Here is a 20,925-nt window from a genome sequence, read left to right on the forward strand (position 1 = left end):
AATTTATTAAAACTAGAAAGAAAGTAAAATAAGATATGGTTAAAAAAATTGATTTTCACATTCATACTGTTCCCTCAATTAAAGATTCCCAATTTATATATTCTTCACAATGGATAAAAAAATATGCAAAGACAGCAAAATTAGATGCAATTGCAATTACTAATCACGATTTATTTGATAAAAATAATTTCGAACTTGTGAAAAAGGATATTCCAAATGTGACGGTGTTTCCAGGAATGGAATTAACGCTCGATATTTGTCATGTAAATATTGTTTGTTCGGAAGAACAAATTGATGATTTGACAAATTTTTCTAATTGGCTAAGAGGTAAGCATATTAACCAAACAGGAGAAATTTCAACACAAGAGTTGATAGAGAATTTTCCGAGTTGGAATAAAGCAATATATATTTTTGAATTGGGTAAAAGCAATGGTGTAAAGAATATTCCAGAAGAGTTTAGAAGTACTACTAAGATTGGTGGTGTCAGAAATGCACTTAGATTTCAGGTAATAAAAAAACTGGAGGATAGTATTACACCTGTGCTTTTTAGTGATGCACACGCAACTGATAATGACAGTGATCCAGATAGAAATAACATTGATAAGCTCAAAAATAAAAATACTTATATTCAAGTAGATACCTGTAATTTTGACGAAATCAAAAATTGTATTTCAGATAAAACGAAAGTTAGTATAACGGAAGATAACCTGCAAGATGTAATTGAGATAAATGGTCACAAACTTTCAACTGGATTAAATTTAGTAGTTGGAAAAAGAGGTACAGGAAAAACTCACTTTTTAAATAGTATTAAGGAACAATTTGATTCTGACGATATTTATGAAATTGCTCAATTTGAAACTGCTAGAGCTGATGAATTTATTGAAAAGCAAAGGCATGAGCAGGGAGAAGTTGCTGTTAAGGATTGGAAGATTAATTATAGACGCCAGTTTGAGTCTATAAATGAATATTTGGATAATTTAGATGATTTGAGAAGTGATAAATTAGAAGAGTATATTAAAAGTGTTAAAACTTTTGCTGAGGGAACAGCGAAAAGTCAGTCATCACAAAAGTTCAATCTTTTTAAAGAGGTAGGTTATGAAGTAAAACCAACTAAATACATAGAGGACGTTTTACAAAAATTGAAAGATTTAATTTATAGTGATGAAATCTGGAAACTTTTAGTTACTACAAAGCAAAATCGAGAAATCTTCATTGAAACTTATAATGAACTTAGAAAAATTTATATGAATTTGACATTGGAAAATTTAATGAAGCAAGAAGTAAATAGTATTACTGAAATAGCAAAAGAGATTTTAGAATCTAATACCGGAATTCAAAAAGTTCGTCAAATAGAATTAAGTACCTTTGTAGAAGAGGTTCAAATAGAAAAGAATATATTTAATTTTTTAAACAATGTACTTAAAGAAACTACTTTAAGAAAAGAGAACATTTATGGTTATCAAGTGAATGTTCAATTGGTTCCATTTAGTAATGCCAATCAATTTCAGTCTGATCTTAAGATTAAAGAAGCGGTAAAAAATGATTTGCTAGACCCTTATAGTAAAAAAGATTATATTACGTTTCTAAAAAATTTAAAGAAAAAGTCATTTTTTAAAGCTGATATGCTGGGAGATTATCTTATGCACAAGGAAGTGAATCTATTAGATTCTGATGGGACACCTGCATCAGGTGGACAAGCAGTAGGTTTTGCTTTAATGGCAAGAATAAATGAAGCTAGAACAAAACCGATGATTTTAATAGATGAGCCAGAAGCTTCATTAGATAATGCCTACATAAGGAATGAACTAAACACAGCATTGAAAGAACTAGCAAGAAATCGTATGGTCATTGTTGTGACCCATAACTCTACACTTGGAACATTACTCGAGCCCGATTATCTAGTAGTTACCACAAAGGATAGCAATAAGCAATATTCAGTATTGACCGGAGAATTTAGTTCCCACAAAATTAGCAACACGCTCAATGTTACCCCTCTAATAGAGGGAAGCTATGATAAGTTTGTCGAGGCAATGGAATCAAGCATCGAGGCATATAATAGGAAAGGTGAAATTTATGAAAATCTTAGAAAATGATAAAAATAACGTTTATTTTTTAGTAGGTGAAGAAAACATTAGTCCTAAAGATCTCACGAAAGAGCACTTGCTTAAAATACTTAATAATGTTTATGAGAATAAAGAAAACATTGAATTTCCGACAGAAGAAAAAATAAATGAGATTAAAAATCCCGTAGAGAAAGAAATCGTAGATCAAATTGTTAAGAAAATACATGAGTTTGCTGATAATGTTGATAATCTGAAAGAGCAGATTAATTCAAAATTCCCTGAAATTAAAAATGAGGAATAGTAATGAAAGGTTACAATCTCCCAAAACTCAGATTCAAAAATTTTGATGATGAGTTGGTAACTCATAAAACTTTAAATATTACTGATCAGTTCAATAATTTACGAGTTCCGATTACATCATCTGATCATAAAGCTGGGAACACGCCCTACTATGAAGCAGATGGCATTTAATATACCAAGAAAAAATTGATTAACTGGAAATTTTGAATAAGAAGCTTTTGCAGGATATGTTTGTGTAATTTTTAATTGAAAGGCTATAATATGGGCAAGAAAGACAATGATAAAAAAGCAATGATAAAAATAGTTTATTTTGATGAGCCTTCAGCAAGTGATTATAATATCATAAAAGAAGGTGGGAAAATAGATTGGACAACTGAGAAAAATAAAGAAAAATTAGCAAAAATAGTAGGTGAAATTGAAGCACAAGCTAAAGCGGGTTTCAATTTATTTTCATATATTAAATCTTCAATTTCAGGTAAAACCAGTATCAGTACTGATATAGGCACTTCAAGCTTGGTTAATAGTACAGTAACAAATACAATATTGACTGATTATATAGATAATGCTAATAAAGATAGTCAAATAAAAAAATTTCATAATCATAAACTAGTTACTCCTCAAAATTCTGTTACTATGTATAGGATGTATAGTTCGTATTTAAATATTGTTCCGCAAGACCAAATTCCGATTAGCATAGAAGGGCTCAACAATGCTATTCTTGGTGAGAGAGGGTATTATCAGATGTTGGCATACGATAATGGGAATACTCAATCTCAGTCTGTTCTTAGATTTAATATTAATGCCTTCAAAAATAGTTATACACTTGTTGATTTAACAAAAATGGATTTATCATATTATGCTGTAAAAGTTGGTAAAACTACTTTGGAAAAACTATCATTAGAAAAAGAATTTGATTTAGAGGCACCTGAATCTAGAATAGATATTGAGGAGATTGTTACAGAAGAAAAACAAGAAATTAGTCAAGATAATTATTTAGACGTTTATGATGTTGTATTAGCAGGAGTAATGAGCAATGAATGAAATAAGTAATGTGATAATTTTTAATGGTTCAAAACAAGAATTTGATAAACTGCTCCCTGAACCCGATAGCTATAAGACATTAACAGAGTTAGCATATCAATTTGATAATGAATCAAAAAATTTGAAATTAGTTGTAGCGAATAATAATGGAGAGTATCCTAAGGAAGAGCCACCTGAAAAAATTGATGTAGAAAATTTTGTAATCGGCTCTTCTGAGTATGCTGGAGTTAATGAGCATGTCATTACTAACTTCATTAGTTTTTTATCAAAGTTTAACATTGATAATCTGTATATTCAAAATCCCCCTAAATTACTGGAAGATCAGATTATTCGATTATTCCCAAATGCTGAACAACAAAAACAAGAGTACAAAAAGTTAGAATTAGAGCATTTAAAAGAGATTAATAATAATTATGATGATATTATTTTGGGACAAAAATCGGTAAAATCTGAATTACTACAGGCACTTTTTCCGCTAACTATAGAAAAACGTCAAAAACCTGTGGTACTATTATTCTATGGAAAGTCAGGTATAGGAAAAACTGAAACAGCTAAGTATATCTCTAAGGTGTTAGATGAACCCATATTTAGAAAGCAATTTTCTATGTACCAAAATACTCAATTTGCAACCTATCTTTTTGGAGGCACTCATCAAGAATCTAGCTTTGCAAAGGATTTACTAGATAGAGAATCAAATGTCTTACTACTGGATGAGTTTGATAAGGCTAATCCTGTTTTTCATAGTGCTTTTTACCAATTATTTGATGAAGGTATTTATGAAGATAGAAATTACTCGCTTCATTTAAGTCGTTCGATAATTATTTGTACCTCAAATTATACAGATTTAGCTGATATAAAAGAAAACTTAGGTGGAGCTATTTATAGTCGATTTGACAAAATCATAAAATTTTCTGATTTAAGTATGGATGTTAAAGAACAAATCGGGGAAAAAGAATATGAGAAATTTTCTAAAGAATTTGATTATAAATTACCAAATGAAATACATGAAAGGATGAAGAAAGCTTATTCTCAATGTGATAATGTAAGACAGCTACAACATTTAGTGGAAAATACTTTATCGTTGACGATTATAAATGATAAACTAAAAAAATAGTATCCTTTCTAGTTTGGTAGTAAGGAACGACAGAAGTTAAATAAAACTCATTCCAATCAATTTTTTAGAAAGCCAACACTATGACCTCAGTTACTCAGCGTATTAAACATATCAAACAGCCTTATGGTGGCTATTTACCGCCTAAGTTATTTTCAGTTGATGAGCTAACAGATGGTAAGGAACTTAGTGGTGAGGAGAATATTCACGCTTCGCTGGTGGGGCTTTGTGTGGACTATCTGACACGGTTCATGAATGGTACGCCGCTAGAAGAAGCTTTCAAGATTTCCTTGTACGGAGCTCTTATGATAAAAAAATCAGAGCTAGCTTCCACTTTACTTTCTCAAATTACTGGTCTTGACGATACCTCTATTATCAGTGCCTGTCAGTTAGCTGGTTTTGATGTTATCTTTAGAGCAGGTTGGCTAGGATATAAGCCTGTTGAAGAGATTGTGCCAGATGCGGCAACGATTTTAAATATTCGTATAATGGTAGAGAGAAGTCTGGCCTTCTTTGAAGAGTACGGTCCGATTGTAAAGGACGGTTTTACATTAGAAGGTGGCTACACTGATACCATTACTGCTGGGGATGGTGATTTTTTAACATCAGATACCCTGTGGGATTTTAAGGTTTCAAAAAGTAAGCCCAACAAAGACCAGACGCTTCAGCTATTGGTATATTATCTTATGGGAATACAGTCTGTTCATCCCGAATTTCAATCTATAGAAAAATTGGGACTCTATAATCCAAGGCAGAATAAAGTTTTTCTCTTGAATATAGCTGATATTTCTGCTGATATTTTAGAAACAGTAAAAAAAGAGGTCATTAGATACTAAAATTCCAAGCGCTCAAAGGCATGTTTGAGCATTTACATCTCCCTTTAAAAGGAGTATAGTAATTAGGGTAAAGGAGTGAGAATATATGAATGCTGATGAGAAAATCATAGCTTTGGTTAAGCCTGAGTATATGGAGCGTATTCCGCGGTTGGTACGCGGGCATGCGACTAAGACGACCTGTAAGCTGATTGCGCGTGAGTTTCCCGAAGCTTATGCGGAAGCGCAAAAAGAGGGCGATTTGAGTCCTGAGGCTAAAGAAAGCCTGAGCTTAATTGTCAATGATATCTTTAAAGAGCGCATGGCTAAGCATAATTTGTGATTGTCCTGAGTGGCAGATGTTGCTGTTAGAATAGCCAGCACCATACTTGCCAAGAAAAGGGAGATAAAGGTAAGATTGCTGCTTTTGAGCAGTCTCTGGCAGCGGTCAAACCCTAAAAAACGAGCTTAACACGGCTCGTTTTTTTATCTTAGGAAAAATCTCTCAGGTTCTTAGTTGGATCGGGATGCGGAACATTGTTTTGCTCTCTAAGGCGTCTGCGGGTGAGCATATAGTAACGGCTGAGGCACCATCCACCTATGATTAGGATAATAGAAAGGGGCAGGACATGAGGACCTGCTATCATAAAAGCACTCAGAATGGCAGCTAATAAACCGGCAAATACTAAATATTCACGTATTGTAAATTGATAGAGTTTCTGGTTATAATAAGTGGTCAGCAGAGTTCCCAGATATACCATCAATACACCTGTAACGAAGAGCTTAAAGCCAATCGGCGCGTGGTGATGGTCTGCTAAAAACTCTAGGCCAACTGTAAAAAAGTTGATGCCAATAAAAATCAAGATATGAACATAAAAGAGAAGGCTGGCGTTTTTGCGCGTGTGATGATTGATAGATAGGAAGGTTTGTGTCATGTAAAACATAAAGAGCATGGCCATACCAAAAAAGAGGAGGGCACCCTGATAGAGACTTTCTGCCAGAGGATAAGTGCTGATAATGGCAATAACCGTCTCACCAAAAGTCAAAATGGTAACCAACTGTGCCCTCTCTAAAAGATGAGGGAAATTATCGCGCTCAGTGTCTAAATGCCGTCCCAAGAAGAAGGGAAGAATGAGCGGTATCAGGTAAAGAAGGCCCAGTTCAAAGCGGCTGTGAGCAAAGGGGGTTATTAAAGGAAAGATTGCTGCTGCAGAAATCAGATTATGAGCGATAGCTGTTTTGATATCTTTTGAAAAACCTAATTTTCGTCCTTTAAGAAAATATTGTAAAGCAATGATGGCGTAGGCGATAATGAGTAAGAGGTTAAAGAGAAAATCGGTGGCAGCTCGCTGGGGTAAAAGAGAAGGATCAAAATTGAAATTGAGAGCCATATTTCCCAGAACAAACATGAGGGTAACGACCGTGTAGATATCTGCTCGTCGGGAGTCACCGTATTTGTTGTAGTAAAACACTTCATTCATCCAGACACTGAGCAGGATGATATTACCGAGGATAAAACTCCAAACTTCTAACCAGCCGATATGCTCGATGTGAAAGGCAGCAGTCAGCTTGCTAATAGCTAGGACAACAGCCAAGTCAAAGAATAGTTCGTAGTTAGATACACGCTTAGCGCGGATAGGTGTGGACATAGGGTTCCTTTCTAGTAAATCAATGTGATTGAGTGAAATAGCGCTTCAAAGGCAGTTGAGATGCTTAACAAAAGTTTTTGAAGTTATAGGTTCTAAGGATTCTTTTAGAAATTCAGGCATTTTTTCAAAGCAATCAATAAAGGAAGATGCTTTTGCTGATTTGATTTTTGGTCATGACTCCCTCTTTTTAATACGTTCTTAGTTTATCAAAAAACAGATAAGGATAAAAGTAAAACTAACCGAAAGCAAAGTCAGAAAAATTGCCCTATTTTTGCTATAATAAAAGGTATGAATGAACTGATAAAACATAAGTTAGAATTGTTGCCGGACAGTCCCGGCTGCTATCTCCACAAGGATAAAAAAGGAACGATTATTTATGTGGGGAAGGCTAAAAATTTAAAGAATCGTGTGCGCAGCTATTTTCACGGCAGCCATGACACTAAGACAGAAATGCTGGTGTCAGAAATCGAGGATTTTGAATACATTGTGACGGGTTCCAATATTGAGGCCCTTCTTTTAGAAATTAATCTCATTCAGGAAAATCATCCCAAATACAACATCAGGCTCAGAGATGACAAGTCTTACCCTTTCATTAAGATTACCAATGAAAGATACCCTCGCCTGTTGATTACCCGTCAGGTCAAAAAAGATAAGGGGCATTACTTTGGTCCTTATCCTGATGTCGGTGCTGCCAATGAAATTAAAAAACTGCTGGACAGGATTTTCCCTTTTAAGAAATGTACCAATCCTCCGGAAAAAGTTTGCTTTTACTATCATATCGGCCAGTGTTCTGCTCACACCGTCTGCCATACTGACCAGGCCTATTACGATAAGATGATCGAAGATGTCAGCAATTTTTTAAATGGTTATGACGATAAGATTGTTAACGGGCTCAAGGAAAAAATGCAGACCATGGCTGAAAACATGGAGTTTGAGCGGGCCGCAGAGTACCGCGATCTAATCAGTGCGATTGGTGTTCTCAGAACCAAGCAGCGGGTGATGGCGCAGGACCTGATTGACCGAGACATTTTTGGCTATTATGCAGATAAGGGCTGGATGTGCGTGCAGGTCTTTTTTGTCCGGCAAGGCAAGCTCATCCAGCGTGATGTCAACATGTTTCCTTATTACAATGAGCCTGAAGAAGATTTTTTGACCTACTTGGGTCAGTTTTATCAGGACAGGCGGCATATTATTCCCAGAGAAATTTTCATTCCCAGCAACATTGATGAGGCTTTTGTCAAAGCCTTGGTGGATACTAAGGTCATTAAGCCCCAGCGCGGTGAGAAGAAGCAGTTGGTTAATCTGGCAGTGAAAAATGCCCGTGTCAGCCTGCAGCAAAAATTTGACCTGCTGGAAAAAGACCTGAAAAAAACACAAGGTGCTATTGAAAATATTGGCGACCTGCTTAACATTCCCAAGCCGGTGCGCATCGAAGCCTTTGATAATTCCAATATTCAGGGAACCAGCCCGGTTGCGGCCATGGTTGTCTTTGAAAATGGCAAGCCCAATAAAAAGGAATACCGTAAATATAAAATCAAAACTGTTACTGGTCCGGATGATTATGCCAGCATGCGTGAAGTTATTTACCGCAGATACAGCCGCGTCATGAAAGATGAGCTGACACCGCCGGACCTTATTATCATTGATGGGGGGCAAGGTCAGGTCAATGTTGTGCGTGATGTCATTGAAAATCAACTGGGACTTGATATTCCTATTGCTGGTCTGCAAAAGAATGACAAGCACCAGACCCATGAACTGCTTTTTGGTGATCCGCTGGAAGTGGTGCCGCTGCCTAGAAATTCAGAAGAGTTCTTTCTCCTGCAGCGCATTCAAGACGAGGTGCACCGCTTTGCCATCACTTTTCACAGACAAGTTCGCAGTAAGAACAGCTTCAGTTCCAAGCTGGACGGCATTGCAGGCCTTGGACCCAAGCGCAAGCAGCTGCTGCTGAAACACTTCAAGAGCCTGACCAAGATTAAAGCAGCCAGCCTAGATGAGCTGACAGCCTTAGGAATCCCACAGAAAGTCGCAGAAAATGTGCAGGAGAAGCTGCAGGAAAAAGAGTAAGAGGAGAACTGGCAAAAAATGCAGCCAGTTTTTCCTGTTGAAGCTGCTGAAAATAGGCAACTACGTAAATTTAATGTAGAAGAGAAAAAGCAAAGCCCTTGAGGGCAAATAAGGAGACACTTATGCCAACAAACAACTTTGATCAGCCAATTGGAGAATCAGTGCTTGATTTTATGCCCGGTCAGTTGCCGGACATCGGACAGCTCACAGGAAATTATACGATCGTTGAACCTCTGAATGCGGACAGGCATTTTGAGGATGCCTATACTTTTTATGGTCCTGACAGTCCTAAAGAACAGTGGACCTATCTGCCAATTGATCATTTTGAAAACAAAGAAGATTTTAGAGATTATTTTGAAGGGATGGCTGATTCCAAGGATCCTTACTACTTGGCCATTTTAGATAAGGAGAGTCACAAGGTAATAGGAACATTTTCTCTCATGCGAATAGATACTAAAAATCGTGTGATTGAAATGGGCTGGGTTCTTTACGGTCCGGAACTGAAACAGTCGCGAATGGCGACTGAGGCGCAGTATCTGGTTATGTGTTACGTTTTTGAAGAACTGCATTACCGCCGCTATGAATGGAAGTGCGACAGCCTGAATGCGCCTTCTAATCATGCAGCTAAGCGTCTGGGCTTTACCTTTGAAGGCACCTTTCGGCGGGCAGCAGTTTATAAAAACCGCAGCCGCGATACCAATTGGTATTCCATGCTGGAAGAAGAGTACCAAGCTATGAAAGCTAAGTTTGACAACTGGCTGCTTCCGGCAAATTTTGATGAACAAGGCTGTCAGATTACCTCTTTGAATGCAGACTAGTGATGCGGTATGGTATCAACTCTTACGACGACCTGCTGGAGTGCTTCAAGACAAATAAAGGAGAAAAATATGCTGCAGCTTAAACCGATGACTGAAACGTTTTCTATCTGCCAAGTGCCAGATTATTCGCAAGTTAATTTTGAGAGTGAATTTTTCTTTCTCGCTCAGACCGATGAAGAGAAATCTTTGGTATGTCTGAGTGCTGATGTACCTGCCAATGCGATACAGGCAGATGCGAACTGGTCAGCCTTTCGCATTGAAGGGATTCTGGATTTTTCTCTGGTAGGGATTCTTTCCAAGTTATCTGGTCTTTTAGCGGATCAAGGTATTGGTCTCTTTGCGGTATCAACTTACAATACCGATTATATTTTGACTAAGACAAAAGATTTTAAACGGGCTCTGGCTGTTTTGAAGCAGGCAGGTTATAAAGTGGAAGAGAGATGACCAAGCTGATGGTGTCATCTCTTTGACTTGAGGAAAGTTGTCATTATACTTTTCTCTGTTTTTATGATAAACTGAGGGCAGTTTTTGAAAATAAGATTTTTAAGACCGATTATGCTGATGATTATCTTTCAGTGAAAGGGGCTCATGAATGACGAAAAAAAGTGATGATGAAAAGCAAAAACAAATCATGACAGACTACTACAATCTTTTGCTCAATCCGGATATTTATCCGGAAGAACGTGAGCTGCTGTTGGACTATAAGCAGGAAGTGGAGGCCGTGCGTGATTTTTCAAGACAGTCTTACCGCCTCTGCAGAGAATTAGAGCGTTTGTCATTGAAGTATTTGCAGAGAAAAAAAGGTTTATCCGAACCTGTTAAAGCTTTTTACGACGCTCTTAGCGACTTCAAAGAAACAGAACTGAGAAACAATGAAATTGCCAAAGGGATTATTGCAGCCTCTGCCACTTGGCTATAGATTGAAAAGCGGGCAATCTCTTGCTTTTTCGAATGCCAAGAGAAGTTCTGCTATTTTTTCAAAGGAAAAGAGCTGAAAACAGTTTCAAAAAATGGTAGAATATAAAAGTAACTATCACCTATTAGAAGGAATATTCATCTATGAAATTTTTAGAATTAAATAAAAAACGGCATGCGGTCAAAAAATTTAATGACAAGCCTGTTGATTTAAAGGATGTCCGCACAGCGATTGAGATTGCTCAGCTGGCTCCCAGCGCCAACAATATTCAGCCTTGGAAATTTGTGATTGTCAAAGACAAAAAGGCTGCCTTGGCTGAAGATTTGCCCGCTTTAAACAAAGCTCAGGTTGAAGGTGCACAGTATGTCATTGCTTTGTTTACTGATACTGATTTGGTTCAGCGCTCCCGTAAGATTGCCCGTATTGGCAGCAAGAATCTTCCGGATGATATGATTGCTTATTACATGGAAACTCTGCCCGCTCGCTTTGCCTCTTTCGATGATAAGACTAAGGATGAGTATCTGGCTCTTAATGCAGGACTGGTGGCTATGAACTTGGTGCTGGCTCTGACTGACCAGGGCATTGCTTCCAATATGATCCTTGGTTTTGATAAGACAGTAACAAATGAGATATTAGATGTTGATAAGCGTTTTCGTCCCGAACTTTTGATTACTGTGGGCTATACAGATGAAAAGCTTGAACCAAGCTACCGTCTGCCGGTTGATGAGATTATTGAAATACGATAGGAGAAGCTAAGCTATGTTTGTAGATTTTCAAAAGGAAGTAGATAAACGCCGGGGCGATATTCTGGCTGATCTTTTTCGAATTTTACAGATCAATTCAGAGCGCGATGACAGCAAGGCTGATGCCAAGCATCCTTTTGGCCCCGGTCCTGCTCAAGCTCTGCAGCATTTTTTGAAAATGGCAGAACGCGATGGCTACGAAACTAAGAATGTAAACAATTACGCCGGTCATTTTGAATACGGTCAGGGAGATGAGGTTTTAGGTATCTTTGCGCATTTGGATGTTGTCCCTGCCGGCAGCGGCTGGAAAACATCGCCATATTTGCCTGAGATTATTAAGGGCAAGCTCTATGCGCGCGGTGCCAGTGATGATAAGGGACCGACCATTGCTTGTTACTATGGGTTAAAGATTATCAAAGACTTGGGCCTGCCGGTTTCTAAAAAGGTGCGCTTTGTTGTTGGTACGGATGAAGAGTCCGGCTGGGCTGATATGGATTATTATTTTGAACATGTCGGTGTGCCTGAGCCTGATTTTGGCTTTTCGCCGGATGCCTATTTCCCTATTATCAATGGTGAAAAGGGCAACATTACTGAATACCTGCATTTTGGCAACAAAAACGGCGGTTCTTTCACTCTTGAATCCTTCAAGGGCGGCCTGCGTGAAAATATGGTGCCGGAGTCAGCAGTGGCTGTCTTTACCGGCAATCTTAGCTTAGAAGACTTGCAGCTGTCTTTAGATACTTTTGCTGAATCCCACAATCTTAAAGCCAGTCTGACTGAAGACGAGGGCCGTTTTAAATTGACGGTTCACGGGAAGTCCGCTCACGGCTCTACTCCGGAAGCTGGTATCAATGGTGCTACCTATCTGGCTCTCTTTTTATCTCGCTTTGATTTTGCCGGCGATGCCAAAGCCTATCTTGATTTGGCAGGCAAGATATTGCTGAACGATCATGCGGGTGAAAAACTCGGCGTTGCTTTTGTCGATAAGCAGATGGGAGCTCTATCCATGAATGCCGGTGTCTTTGATTTTGACGCGGAAGCAGCAGACAATACCATTGCACTTAATTTCCGCTATCCTCAAGGAACAGATTCACAAACCATCAAAGCAAAACTGGAACAGTTGAACGGTGTTAAAGAAGTCACCCTGTCTGAACACGAGCACACTCCTCATTATGTACCGATGGATGATCCGTTGGTGTCAACGCTTTTGGCTGTTTATGAGAAACACACTGGTGAAAAAGGCAAGGAATGGGTTATCGGCGGCGGTACCTTTGGCCGTTTGCTGAAACGAGGTGTTGCTTTTGGCGCTATGTTCCCGCATTCTGAGGATACCATGCACCAAGCCAATGAATTTGTAGAAGTAGAAGACCTCTACAAGGCAGCAGCCATCTATGCCGAAGCTATCTATGAGCTGATCAAGTAAGGAATAGACCATGTGCATGACACAATCTTACATGAAAAAGAAAGAACTGACGATTGCTGATCTCAGTTCTTTTTGACAAGGGGGAGTAATTATGACAACTATTGAAGAAATCACTAAGGCCATTATGGCAGACAGTCAAAATAGATGGTTTACCCAGCAGGGAATCGAGCCGCTTTTTACAGCACCGGAAACAGCACGCATTAATATTGTCGGGCAGGCGCCGGGTATCAAAGCGCAGGAATCGCGGCTCTACTGGTATGATAAGAGCGGCGAGCGCCTGCGCGAGTGGATGGGGGTTGATGAGGAGACCTTTTATCATTCGGGCTATTTTGCGGCTGTTCCTATGGATTTTTATTATCCCGGCAAGGGGAAATCAGGCGATCTGCCGCCTCGGAAAGGTTTCGCTCAGAAGTGGCATCAGCCGATTTTGGATCTGCTGCCGGACATTCAGCTGACCATTTTAATTGGCAATTATGCCCAAAAATACTATCTGCAGCAAAAATCTTCAGTCAAACTGACAGATACAGTTGAACATTATAAAGACTACCTGCCGGATTTCTTTCCCATTGTCCATCCCTCTCCCAGAAATCAAATTTGGATGTCCAAGCATCCCTGGTTTGAGGAACAGGTGGTGCCGGTTTTAAGAAAGACTGTCCAGCAAATCCTTAAATCGTAAAAGTCCAGAATTTGTCTGGCTTTTTTCTGTCAGTTGATGCAAAGGCTGTCCTTTTAGTAACCATGATCTGTCCGTTCGTCCGGCTAGGGCAGGGGCGGCGATTTTTCAGCCTTGTGCCTGAAGACAGGACAGTGAATCGGCCTTGAAACAATTCTGCCAAATGTGCTTGGATAAACCTGACTCAAGCAGCAAAAAGCGAACATTAACTAAAAAACACCGAAATATTTGGACAAAATCGGTATAATCCTATAATATAATTATGGAAGGGTAAGCAATTACCTAGCGATGCTCTGAGAGCTAATTGGCCCTCAGAGTTATAGGAAGGTCATCATAGTATATAGCCGGAGGCTGGAGATGACTTTTGTGATAGGCAAAAACCTCTTTTTAGTCTCTATGGCTGAAAAGAGGTTTTTATGTTTAATGATTTCCCCGTTTTTGATTATGAAGATATTCAGCTGGTTCCTAACAAGTGTATCATTGATAGCCGCTCTGAGGCAGATACCACTGTAACTTTTGGCAGCCATCGTTTTAAATTGCCGGTAGTGCCTGCCAATATGCAGACTATTATAGATGAAGATATCGCAGAGATGCTTGCAAAAGATGGTTATTTCTACATCATGCACCGCTTTGATGAAGCCTCCCGTAAGCCCTTTATCGCACGCATGCATGCTCAGGGTCTGATTGCTTCTATCTCAGTTGGGGTCAAGGACTATGAGTATGATTTTGTGAGCAGCTTGAAGGAGGATGCCCCTGAATACATCACGATTGATATTGCTCACGGTCATGCAGAGAGTGTTATCAAAATGATTAAGCATATCAAGTCAGAACTTCCAGAGACATTTGTCATCGCTGGAAATGTTGGAACACCAGAGGCTGTCCGTGAATTGGAGAATGCTGGTGCTGATGCAACCAAGGTTGGTATCGGTCCCGGAAAGGTCTGTATCACCAAGGTTAAGACTGGGTTTGGAACAGGCGGCTGGCAGTTAGCAGCCCTTCGCTGGTGTTCCAAGGCAGCCCGCAAACCGATTATTGCTGATGGGGGAATTCGCACGCACGGTGATATTGCCAAATCCATCCGCTTTGGAGCCAGCATGGTCATGATTGGTTCCCTCTTTGCCGGGCACAACGAGAGTCCGGGAAAACTCGTCCAAGTTGATGGAGAAAGCTTTAAAGAGTATTATGGCTCTGCTTCAGAGTACCAAAAGGGTGAGCATAAAAATGTGGAAGGTAAGAAAATTCTCCTGCCAACCAAAGGCTGCCTCAAAGATACGCTAACCGAGATGGAGCAGGACCTTCAAAGTTCAATCTCTTATGCCGGCGGCCGTGATGTTGAGAGCCTGACACGGGTTAACTACGTCATCGTGAAAAACTCCATCTGGAACGGCGATTCGATTTAAAATCCTATTCTGTCCATCATAAAGCCTGAAGGGTCACACCTTCAGGCTTTTGTCTGCCCCTTAAAAATACTATCAAACTGGCACAGAAAAACTCTTATTCGCATTATCTTCTGACAAGAGACAGCAGCGCATACAGAGGTTAGCGACAATCAAGAAAACAGGCGAATCCTATAATCATCTTTCCGCATGTGCCAAAAAGGAAATAAACAGTGCACTCGTGAAAAATTTTTTACAAGGCCATAAAAAAGAGCCTGTCAATGATGCTCATTTTACATCTGTTGAACAGGCTCGGTTTGAAATGGTAACTGTCTTGGTAGTTACCCTAGTACAAAACGTACAGGCCCGGCTTACACGCTATCTTTCCTGTCAATTTCGAAAAGCAGCTCCAGCCGTTCTTTTAGTTTTGCAGGATTTTTTGGCAGGTCCAAGTGACATGTTTACGTTATTTGCCTAAACAAAATTGGCTGAAGAGCTGGGTGATGAGTTCATCTGGGGCAGCATCGCCGGTGATTTCGCCTAAGATTTCCCAAGTACGGGTCATATCAACCTGTAAGAGGTCCACCGGCATACCAAGTTCCAAACCTTCATTGACAGCATGGAGGCTTTCGATAGCCTGCTCGATAAGGCTTATGTGACGCGCATTAGATAAGTAAGTTGCATCCTTTTCAACAATGCCTGCATTGTCAAAGAAAATTTGGTTGATGCGTTCTTCGATGAGGTCAATGTTTTGATTCTTTAAGACGGATATTTTGATCACATCGTCCGGCAGCTGATCGCTTTCAATCTGCTGGGGCAGATCGGTCTTGTTGAGCAGAATGAGTCGATTAGTATTTTGGCTGATTTCCAGCAGGGTACGGTCTTGATCGGTTAATTTTTCGGCGCTGTTGAGGACCAGAAGGACAAGATCTGCTTCCTCCAGCGCTTTTTTGGAGCGTTCAACACCGATTTTTTCGACCAAATCATCTGTTTCACGGATTCCCGCAGTATCAATCAATTTCAATGGCACGCCCTTGATATTGACATACTCTTCGATAACATCACGGGTTGTTCCTTCAATATCGGTAACAATAGCCTTGTCTTCGCGCAGAAGATTATTAAGAAGGCTTGATTTGCCGACATTGGGCCGGCCGATGATAGCAGTGGACAGACCTTCGCGCAAAATCTTGCCGCGGCGGGCTGTCTGTAAAAGATTGGCCAGAAGTTTTTCAAATTCCTGTGTCTTTTCACGCATCAAGGCTGTTGTCATTTCTTCGACATCATCGTATTCAGGATAGTCAATATTCACTTCGACCTGAGCCAGTGTGTTTAAAATTTCCTGGCGGATATTGTTGATGAGTTCAGAAAGGGAACCGTCCAGCTGTTTGACAGCGACAGCCATGGCCTTGTCTGTCTTGGCACGGATTAAGTCCATAACAGCCTCAGCTTGGGCCAAATCAACACGCCCGTTTAAAAAGGCCCGTTTGGTGAATTCGCCGGGCTCAGCCATCCGAGCACCGGAGCGAATAACCAGCTGCAAAATTTCATTGGTGACCGCTACACCGCCATGGGTATTAATCTCGATGACATCTTCGCGGGTGAAGGTCTTAGGCGCCCGCATGACCGAAACCATGACCTCATCAATAAGACGCCCGTCTTCCACGATATGGCCGTAGTTAATCGTATGGGAGGCGGCCTTGTTTAAATCCTTGCCTTTAAAGATTTTTTGAGCGATAGCAAGAGCTTCAGAGCCGGAAAGCCGAACAATGCCGATAGCTCCTTCTCCCAGAGGGGTGGCAATCGCAGCGATAGTATCAAATTCCTTAGTAATCATAGCTTAATTGTAGCGCAAAAAGAGGGAAGCTGCAAGATTTTGAGATGTTCAGAAAAGGAAGATTGCTATTTAACAAGTATGCGATTTCATGTTATAATAAGGTGATTATGTGTGAAAGAGGAACCTTTATGGAAGAGCTCAAAAAAATTGCTGGCATCAAAGCGGCAGAATATGTCAAAGACGGTATGACTGTTGGACTTGGAACAGGCTCAACAGCCTATTATTTTGTTGAGGAAATCGGCCGCCGTGTTCAGGAAGAAGGCCTGCAAATTGTCGGTGTGACGACTTCAAGCGGGACAACCGCTCAAGCTGAGAGCCTGGGCATTCCGCTCAAGTCTGTTGATGAGGTCGACTCTATTGACGTGACCGTTGACGGTGCCGACGAGGTCGATCCTCAGTTCAACGGCATCAAGGGCGGCGGCGGTGCCCTGCTCATGGAAAAAGTGGTCGCAACGCCTACGAAAGATTATATCTGGGTCGTTGATGAGAGCAAGCTGGTGGACACTCTGGGGGCTTTTAAACTGCCGGTTGAGGTTGTTCAGTACGGTGCCGAACGTCTTTTCAGAGAATTTGAAAAGAAGGGCTACAAGCCTTCTTTCAGGGAATATGACGGTGTTCGTTTCGTGACGGATATGAAAAATTTTATTATCGATTTGGATTTGGGAAGCATTCCTGATCCTGTTGCCTTTGGCAGCAAGCTGGATCACCAAGTCGGCCTTGTTGAACATGGTCTTTTCTGCGGCATGGTCAACCGTGTCATCGTTGCTGGCAAAGACGGCGTTCAAGTTTTGGAAAAGTAATATAGGTAATGGGTGCCAACCGTAACCACCCTTAGAAAGAAAGATAATGTCTAACTTTAATCGTATTCACTTAGTAGTTTTGGATTCTGTTGGTATTGGAGCAGCACCAGATGCTAATAATTTCTCCAATGCCGGTGTGCCGGACGGCGCCTCTGATACGCTGGGACATATTTCAAAAACAGTTGGCCTCAATGTGCCAAATATGGCTAAAATCGGTCTTGGAAATATCCCGCGTCCGCAGGCTCTAAAAACCGTTCCCGCCGAAAGTCAGCCGACTGGCTATGCCACAAAACTAGAAGAAGTATCTCTTGGTAAAGATACCATGACCGGCCACTGGGAAATCATGGGGCTCAATATCACCGAGCCTTTCGATACCTTCTGGAATGGCTTTCCGGAAGAAATCATCACTAAGATTGAGGAGTTTTCCGGTCGCAAGGTCATCCGTGAGGCCAACAAACCATATTCCGGTACGCAGGTCATTGCTGATTTTGGCCCGCGTCAGATGGAGACTGGTGAGCTGATTGTCTACACCTCTGCTGACCCGGTGCTGCAAATCGCAGCCCACGAAGAAGTGATTCCGCTGGATGAGCTCTACAAAATCTGTGAATACGCCCGCTCCATTACCTTGGAGCGTCCGGCACTTCTCGGCCGTATTATCGCCCGTCCTTATGTCGGGGAACCCGGCAACTTTACGCGGACAGCCAACCGCCGCGATTTAGCAGTATCACCCTTTGCGCCAACTGTTTTGAATAAATTGGACGAAGCAGGTGTTGACGTTTACTCAGTTGGTAAAATCAATGATATTTTCAACGGTTCAGGAATTAACCATGACATGGGTCACAATAAATCCAACAGCCATGGAGTAGATACCCTGCTGAAAACTATGAAACTGCCCGAGTTCACCAAAGGTTTCTCCTTTACTAACTTGGTAGACTTTGACGCTCTTTACGGCCACCGCCGCAATGCGCATGGCTATCGCGATTGTCTGCATGAATTTGATGAGCGTCTGCCGGAAATCATTGCAGCCATGAAAGAAGATGACCTGCTTCTTATCACAGCGGACCACGGTAACGATCCAACCTATGCCGGAACCGACCACACTCGTGAATATGTGCCGCTTTTGGCTTACAGTCCGGCCTTTAAGGGCAGCGGTACTATCCCAGTCGGCCACTATGCCGATATTTCAGCAACCATCGCAGAAAACTTCGGTGTGGGCACAGCCATGATTGGCCAAAGCTTCTTGGATAAATTGGTGTAGAATGTATAAAGCCAGAAATAAACGCTTAACTTTTAATGGCAGCAAAATAGACTATCTTACTTTTGGAAACGGAAATAAACCCTTGGTATTGATACTTGGTTTGAGTACACAGCGGCTCAAAGGCAAAGCTTTTTCCATGTCTTATATCTATCGTATCTTTGCTAAAGCGTATAAGGTTTATATGTTTGACCGTAGGGATCAGGCAGAGACGGGCTACAGCATTGCTGATATGGCGGATGAATTGGCTCAGGCCATGAAGTATTTGAACCTTGAAAAGGCAGATATCATTGGACTTTCGCAAGGTGGAATGATTGCTCAGCTATTGGCCATACGTTATCCGGAATTAGTCCATAAACTGGTTCTTGGTATAACCTTATCGAAAGTTAATGATACAGCTCTATCTACCATAGGCAATTGGATTAAACTGGCAAAAACCAAGGATAAGGAACAGCTGATTCTTGATGCTGTGAACAAGGTTTTTTCAGAGTCTTGGCTTAGAAGGTATCGCTGGTTGATTTTTCTCTTGTCAAAATTGATGAAACCGAAAGAGTTGGATAGATTTGTTATCTTGGCGGATTCTATTTTGCATTTTGATGCCGGCGACAAGCTCAAAGAAATTGCCTGCCCTGTCTTTGTCATCGGAGGCGGTAAGGATAAGGTGGTAGGTGCCCAGTCATCAGCTGACTTAGCTCAAGCTCTCAACTGTGCCTGTCACATTTATCCGAATTTAGGGCATTCCGCCTATGTTGAAGCCAAAGATTTTAATCAAAGGATTTTAACATTCTTACAATCTTAATCAAAAACTAAAATTTGCAGAAAGGATTGTTCGGTTGGCAAGGCCGACTGAACACGGGGCTAAATTCCTAGGGAAAAAGAATCGTTTCAGCTTTGGCTGAATGAGGAATACGCTTATTTGTAAGTGCAAATCTCACCTGGGAACAGGTTTCTTGGGGAAATTTCCTATTTTTCAGGGAATTTTTCGCAAGCCAAAGACCCTTTGTATCTTAATTTATGACACTAGTAGAAAAAATCAATGAAACCCGTGAATTTTTACAAGCCAAAGGCGTGACAACGCCTGAGTTTGGCTTGATCTTAGGTTCTGGTCTGGGCGAGCTGGCAGAGGAAATCACCAATGCTGTCGTCCTTGACTATGCTGATATTCCTAATTGGGGACGCTCAACAGTTGCGGGTCATGCCGGCAAGCTTGTCTATGGTGATTTAGCTGGCCGCAAGGTCTTGGCTTTGCAGGGACGTTTTCATTTTTACGAAGGCAATCCACTGGAAGTGGTGACCTTCCCTGTGCGAATCATGAAGGCTCTGGGCTGTCAGGGTGTTCTTGTCACCAATGCAGCTGGCGGTATCGGTTTTGGTCCGGGAACTCTCATGACTATTTCGGATCATATCAACCTGACAGGGCAAAACCCATTGATTGGGGAAAATCTTGAGGAGTTCGGTCCGCGTTTTCCGGATATGAGCAATGCCTACAGCAGAGATTACCGAGAAAAGGCTCAAATGGCTGCACAAAAGCTGGGAATTCAGCTGGACGAAGGAGTTTATATCGGCGTATCAGGCCCTTCTTACGAAACACCGGCTGAAATCCGTGCCTTTAAAACACTGGGAGCTGATGCTGTGGGGATGTCGACTGTTCCTGAAGTCATCGTCGCAGCGCATTCAGGTCTCAAGGTTCTGGGGATTTCGGCTATCACCAATCATGCAGCTGGTTTTCAAGATGAGCTCAAACACGAGGAAGTCGTAGAAGTGACGCAGCGCATCAAAGAAGACTTCAAGAGATTGGTTAAAGCCATCTTGGCAGAAATGTAAAAGCATTCTGAAAGAAGGTGTTTGTATGAATAACAAGAACGCTAAAAAATGGCACTTGGTCAGTGCAATCCTATTTTATATAGCTGGACTTATCTCTTTAGTTCAAAGCCCATCCAGAATAATGGGGATTCTCTTTATCTTTCTCGGAGTATCGCAAACTGCATTAGCTGTTGGAAAATCAGATGATGATAGTGATGAGAAATAATCGTTTTGACTGCAG

The 20,925-nt window shown here is 40.9% G+C and carries 22 protein-coding genes; 20 read left to right on the forward strand and 2 right to left on the reverse strand.

The genetic code is table 11. The annotated features are described in order from the left end of the window. Positions 1–35 precede the first annotated feature (35 nt). The 6 genes from BMI76_RS07130 to BMI76_RS07155 all read left to right on the forward strand — a co-directional run bounded on the left by BMI76_RS07130 (position 36) and on the right by BMI76_RS07155 (position 5,670). Positions 36–2,093 carry a hypothetical protein gene (locus tag BMI76_RS07130; RefSeq protein WP_075346893.1) on the forward strand — a complete coding sequence of 686 codons (2,058 nt, stop codon included), beginning with the start codon at positions 36–38 and terminating at the stop codon, positions 2,091–2,093. Then, a complete protein-coding gene (locus tag BMI76_RS07135; RefSeq protein WP_075346894.1) occupies positions 2,074–2,364 on the forward strand; it encodes a hypothetical protein in 291 nt (96 codons plus the stop codon). Before BMI76_RS07130 ends, BMI76_RS07135 begins: the two co-directional genes overlap by 20 nt. Positions 2,365–2,624: 260 nt before the next feature. Further along, entirely contained in the window at positions 2,625–3,404 is a 780-nt protein-coding gene (locus tag BMI76_RS07140) for a DUF6414 family protein (protein ID WP_075346895.1), read from the forward strand. Then, a complete protein-coding gene (locus BMI76_RS07145; protein WP_075346896.1) occupies positions 3,397–4,518 on the forward strand; it encodes an AAA family ATPase in 1,122 nt (373 codons plus the stop codon). Before BMI76_RS07140 ends, BMI76_RS07145 begins: the two co-directional genes overlap by 8 nt. A gap of 80 nt (positions 4,519–4,598) precedes the next feature. Further along, positions 4,599–5,351, forward strand: coding sequence for a hypothetical protein (locus BMI76_RS07150; protein WP_075346897.1), 753 nt, complete (start codon positions 4,599–4,601; stop codon positions 5,349–5,351). An 85-nt stretch (positions 5,352–5,436) separates the two neighbouring features. Then, complete coding sequence (locus BMI76_RS07155) at positions 5,437–5,670, forward strand: hypothetical protein (RefSeq protein ID WP_075346898.1); 234 nt, start codon at positions 5,437–5,439, stop codon at positions 5,668–5,670. A 148-nt stretch (positions 5,671–5,818) separates the two neighbouring features. Here the strand turns inward: BMI76_RS07155 and BMI76_RS07160 are convergent, their stop codons facing one another. Beyond that, positions 5,819–6,976 (reverse strand): low temperature requirement protein A, encoded by a 1,158-nt coding sequence (locus BMI76_RS07160; protein WP_075346899.1) that lies wholly within the window; start codon positions 6,974–6,976, stop codon positions 5,819–5,821. A gap of 288 nt (positions 6,977–7,264) precedes the next feature. Between BMI76_RS07160 and uvrC the strand changes: the two genes are divergently transcribed. The 9 genes from uvrC to BMI76_RS07205 all read left to right on the forward strand — a co-directional run bounded on the left by uvrC (position 7,265) and on the right by BMI76_RS07205 (position 15,470). Continuing rightward, positions 7,265–9,043 carry an excinuclease ABC subunit UvrC gene (uvrC, locus tag BMI76_RS07165; RefSeq protein ID WP_075346900.1) on the forward strand — a complete coding sequence of 593 codons (1,779 nt, stop codon included), beginning with the start codon at positions 7,265–7,267 and terminating at the stop codon, positions 9,041–9,043. Between the two features lie 122 nt (positions 9,044–9,165). Continuing rightward, positions 9,166–9,861 (forward strand): GNAT family N-acetyltransferase, encoded by a 696-nt coding sequence (locus tag BMI76_RS07170; RefSeq protein ID WP_075346901.1) that lies wholly within the window; start codon positions 9,166–9,168, stop codon positions 9,859–9,861. A gap of 72 nt (positions 9,862–9,933) precedes the next feature. Further along, positions 9,934–10,305, forward strand: coding sequence for an ACT domain-containing protein (locus tag BMI76_RS07175; RefSeq protein WP_257615259.1), 372 nt, complete (start codon positions 9,934–9,936; stop codon positions 10,303–10,305). 148 nt (positions 10,306–10,453) lie between these two features. Continuing rightward, positions 10,454–10,780: a bacteriocin immunity protein gene (locus BMI76_RS07180; RefSeq protein WP_075346903.1), complete on the forward strand. Its 327-nt coding sequence runs from the start codon at positions 10,454–10,456 to the stop codon at positions 10,778–10,780. Positions 10,781–10,920: 140 nt separating this feature from the next. Further along, entirely contained in the window at positions 10,921–11,523 is a 603-nt protein-coding gene (locus BMI76_RS07185) for a nitroreductase family protein (RefSeq protein WP_075346904.1), read from the forward strand. 13 nt (positions 11,524–11,536) lie between these two features. After that, entirely contained in the window at positions 11,537–12,943 is a 1,407-nt protein-coding gene (gene pepV / locus BMI76_RS07190; protein ID WP_075346905.1) for a dipeptidase PepV, read from the forward strand. Between the two features lie 91 nt (positions 12,944–13,034). Then, positions 13,035–13,619 carry a uracil-DNA glycosylase family protein gene (locus tag BMI76_RS07195; protein ID WP_075346906.1) on the forward strand — a complete coding sequence of 195 codons (585 nt, stop codon included), beginning with the start codon at positions 13,035–13,037 and terminating at the stop codon, positions 13,617–13,619. Positions 13,620–14,032: 413 nt separating this feature from the next. Further along, positions 14,033–15,016: a GMP reductase gene (gene guaC, locus BMI76_RS07200; RefSeq protein ID WP_075346907.1), complete on the forward strand. Its 984-nt coding sequence runs from the start codon at positions 14,033–14,035 to the stop codon at positions 15,014–15,016. A gap of 217 nt (positions 15,017–15,233) precedes the next feature. Then, on the forward strand, positions 15,234–15,470 hold the full coding sequence (locus tag BMI76_RS07205) for a hypothetical protein (RefSeq protein WP_075346908.1): 237 nt from the start codon (positions 15,234–15,236) through the stop codon (positions 15,468–15,470). On the opposite strand, the gene mnmE is transcribed toward BMI76_RS07205, so the two are convergent. Beyond that, positions 15,459–16,826 (reverse strand): tRNA uridine-5-carboxymethylaminomethyl(34) synthesis GTPase MnmE, encoded by a 1,368-nt coding sequence (gene mnmE, locus BMI76_RS07210; RefSeq protein WP_075346909.1) that lies wholly within the window; start codon positions 16,824–16,826, stop codon positions 15,459–15,461. The genes BMI76_RS07205 and mnmE overlap by 12 nt on opposite strands. Positions 16,827–16,954: 128 nt before the next feature. Between mnmE and rpiA the strand changes: the two genes are divergently transcribed. The 5 genes from rpiA (at position 16,955) to BMI76_RS07235 (ending at position 20,910) form a co-directional block, all read left to right on the forward strand. Further along, positions 16,955–17,626 (forward strand): ribose-5-phosphate isomerase RpiA, encoded by a 672-nt coding sequence (rpiA, locus tag BMI76_RS07215; RefSeq protein ID WP_075346910.1) that lies wholly within the window; start codon positions 16,955–16,957, stop codon positions 17,624–17,626. 46 nt (positions 17,627–17,672) lie between these two features. Next, positions 17,673–18,884, forward strand: coding sequence for a phosphopentomutase (locus BMI76_RS07220; protein WP_075346911.1), 1,212 nt, complete (start codon positions 17,673–17,675; stop codon positions 18,882–18,884). Between the two features lies 1 nt (position 18,885). After that, positions 18,886–19,680 carry an alpha/beta fold hydrolase gene (locus BMI76_RS07225; RefSeq protein ID WP_075346912.1) on the forward strand — a complete coding sequence of 265 codons (795 nt, stop codon included), beginning with the start codon at positions 18,886–18,888 and terminating at the stop codon, positions 19,678–19,680. Between the two features lie 215 nt (positions 19,681–19,895). Next, positions 19,896–20,705 (forward strand): purine-nucleoside phosphorylase, encoded by an 810-nt coding sequence (locus BMI76_RS07230; RefSeq protein WP_075346913.1) that lies wholly within the window; start codon positions 19,896–19,898, stop codon positions 20,703–20,705. A 25-nt stretch (positions 20,706–20,730) separates the two neighbouring features. Continuing rightward, complete coding sequence (locus tag BMI76_RS07235) at positions 20,731–20,910, forward strand: hypothetical protein (protein ID WP_075346914.1); 180 nt, start codon at positions 20,731–20,733, stop codon at positions 20,908–20,910. Positions 20,911–20,925 lie beyond the last annotated feature (15 nt).

It is taken from the genome of Streptococcus sp. 'caviae', from assembly GCF_001937065.1.
Classification (GTDB): Bacteria; Bacillota; Bacilli; order Lactobacillales; family Streptococcaceae; genus Streptococcus.

Coding starts and splice junctions, on each gene's coding strand:
- BMI76_RS07130 (WP_075346893.1), top strand. CDS start 36: ATGGTTAAAAAAATTGATTTTCACATTCATACTGTTCCCTCAATTAAA.
- BMI76_RS07135 (WP_075346894.1), top strand. CDS start 2,074: ATGAAAATCTTAGAAAATGATAAAAATAACGTTTATTTTTTAGTAGGT.
- BMI76_RS07140 (WP_075346895.1), top strand. CDS start 2,625: ATGGGCAAGAAAGACAATGATAAAAAAGCAATGATAAAAATAGTTTAT.
- BMI76_RS07145 (WP_075346896.1), top strand. CDS start 3,397: ATGAATGAAATAAGTAATGTGATAATTTTTAATGGTTCAAAACAAGAA.
- BMI76_RS07150 (WP_075346897.1), top strand. CDS start 4,599: ATGACCTCAGTTACTCAGCGTATTAAACATATCAAACAGCCTTATGGT.
- BMI76_RS07155 (WP_075346898.1), top strand. CDS start 5,437: ATGAATGCTGATGAGAAAATCATAGCTTTGGTTAAGCCTGAGTATATG.
- BMI76_RS07160 (WP_075346899.1), bottom strand. CDS start 6,976: ATGTCCACACCTATCCGCGCTAAGCGTGTATCTAACTACGAACTATTC.
- uvrC (WP_075346900.1), top strand. CDS start 7,265: ATGAATGAACTGATAAAACATAAGTTAGAATTGTTGCCGGACAGTCCC.
- BMI76_RS07170 (WP_075346901.1), top strand. CDS start 9,166: ATGCCAACAAACAACTTTGATCAGCCAATTGGAGAATCAGTGCTTGAT.
- BMI76_RS07180 (WP_075346903.1), top strand. CDS start 10,454: ATGACGAAAAAAAGTGATGATGAAAAGCAAAAACAAATCATGACAGAC.
- BMI76_RS07185 (WP_075346904.1), top strand. CDS start 10,921: ATGAAATTTTTAGAATTAAATAAAAAACGGCATGCGGTCAAAAAATTT.
- pepV (WP_075346905.1), top strand. CDS start 11,537: ATGTTTGTAGATTTTCAAAAGGAAGTAGATAAACGCCGGGGCGATATT.
- BMI76_RS07195 (WP_075346906.1), top strand. CDS start 13,035: ATGACAACTATTGAAGAAATCACTAAGGCCATTATGGCAGACAGTCAA.
- guaC (WP_075346907.1), top strand. CDS start 14,033: ATGTTTAATGATTTCCCCGTTTTTGATTATGAAGATATTCAGCTGGTT.
- mnmE (WP_075346909.1), bottom strand. CDS start 16,826: ATGATTACTAAGGAATTTGATACTATCGCTGCGATTGCCACCCCTCTG.
- rpiA (WP_075346910.1), top strand. CDS start 16,955: ATGGAAGAGCTCAAAAAAATTGCTGGCATCAAAGCGGCAGAATATGTC.
- BMI76_RS07220 (WP_075346911.1), top strand. CDS start 17,673: ATGTCTAACTTTAATCGTATTCACTTAGTAGTTTTGGATTCTGTTGGT.
- BMI76_RS07225 (WP_075346912.1), top strand. CDS start 18,886: ATGTATAAAGCCAGAAATAAACGCTTAACTTTTAATGGCAGCAAAATA.
- BMI76_RS07230 (WP_075346913.1), top strand. CDS start 19,896: ATGACACTAGTAGAAAAAATCAATGAAACCCGTGAATTTTTACAAGCC.
- BMI76_RS07235 (WP_075346914.1), top strand. CDS start 20,731: ATGAATAACAAGAACGCTAAAAAATGGCACTTGGTCAGTGCAATCCTA.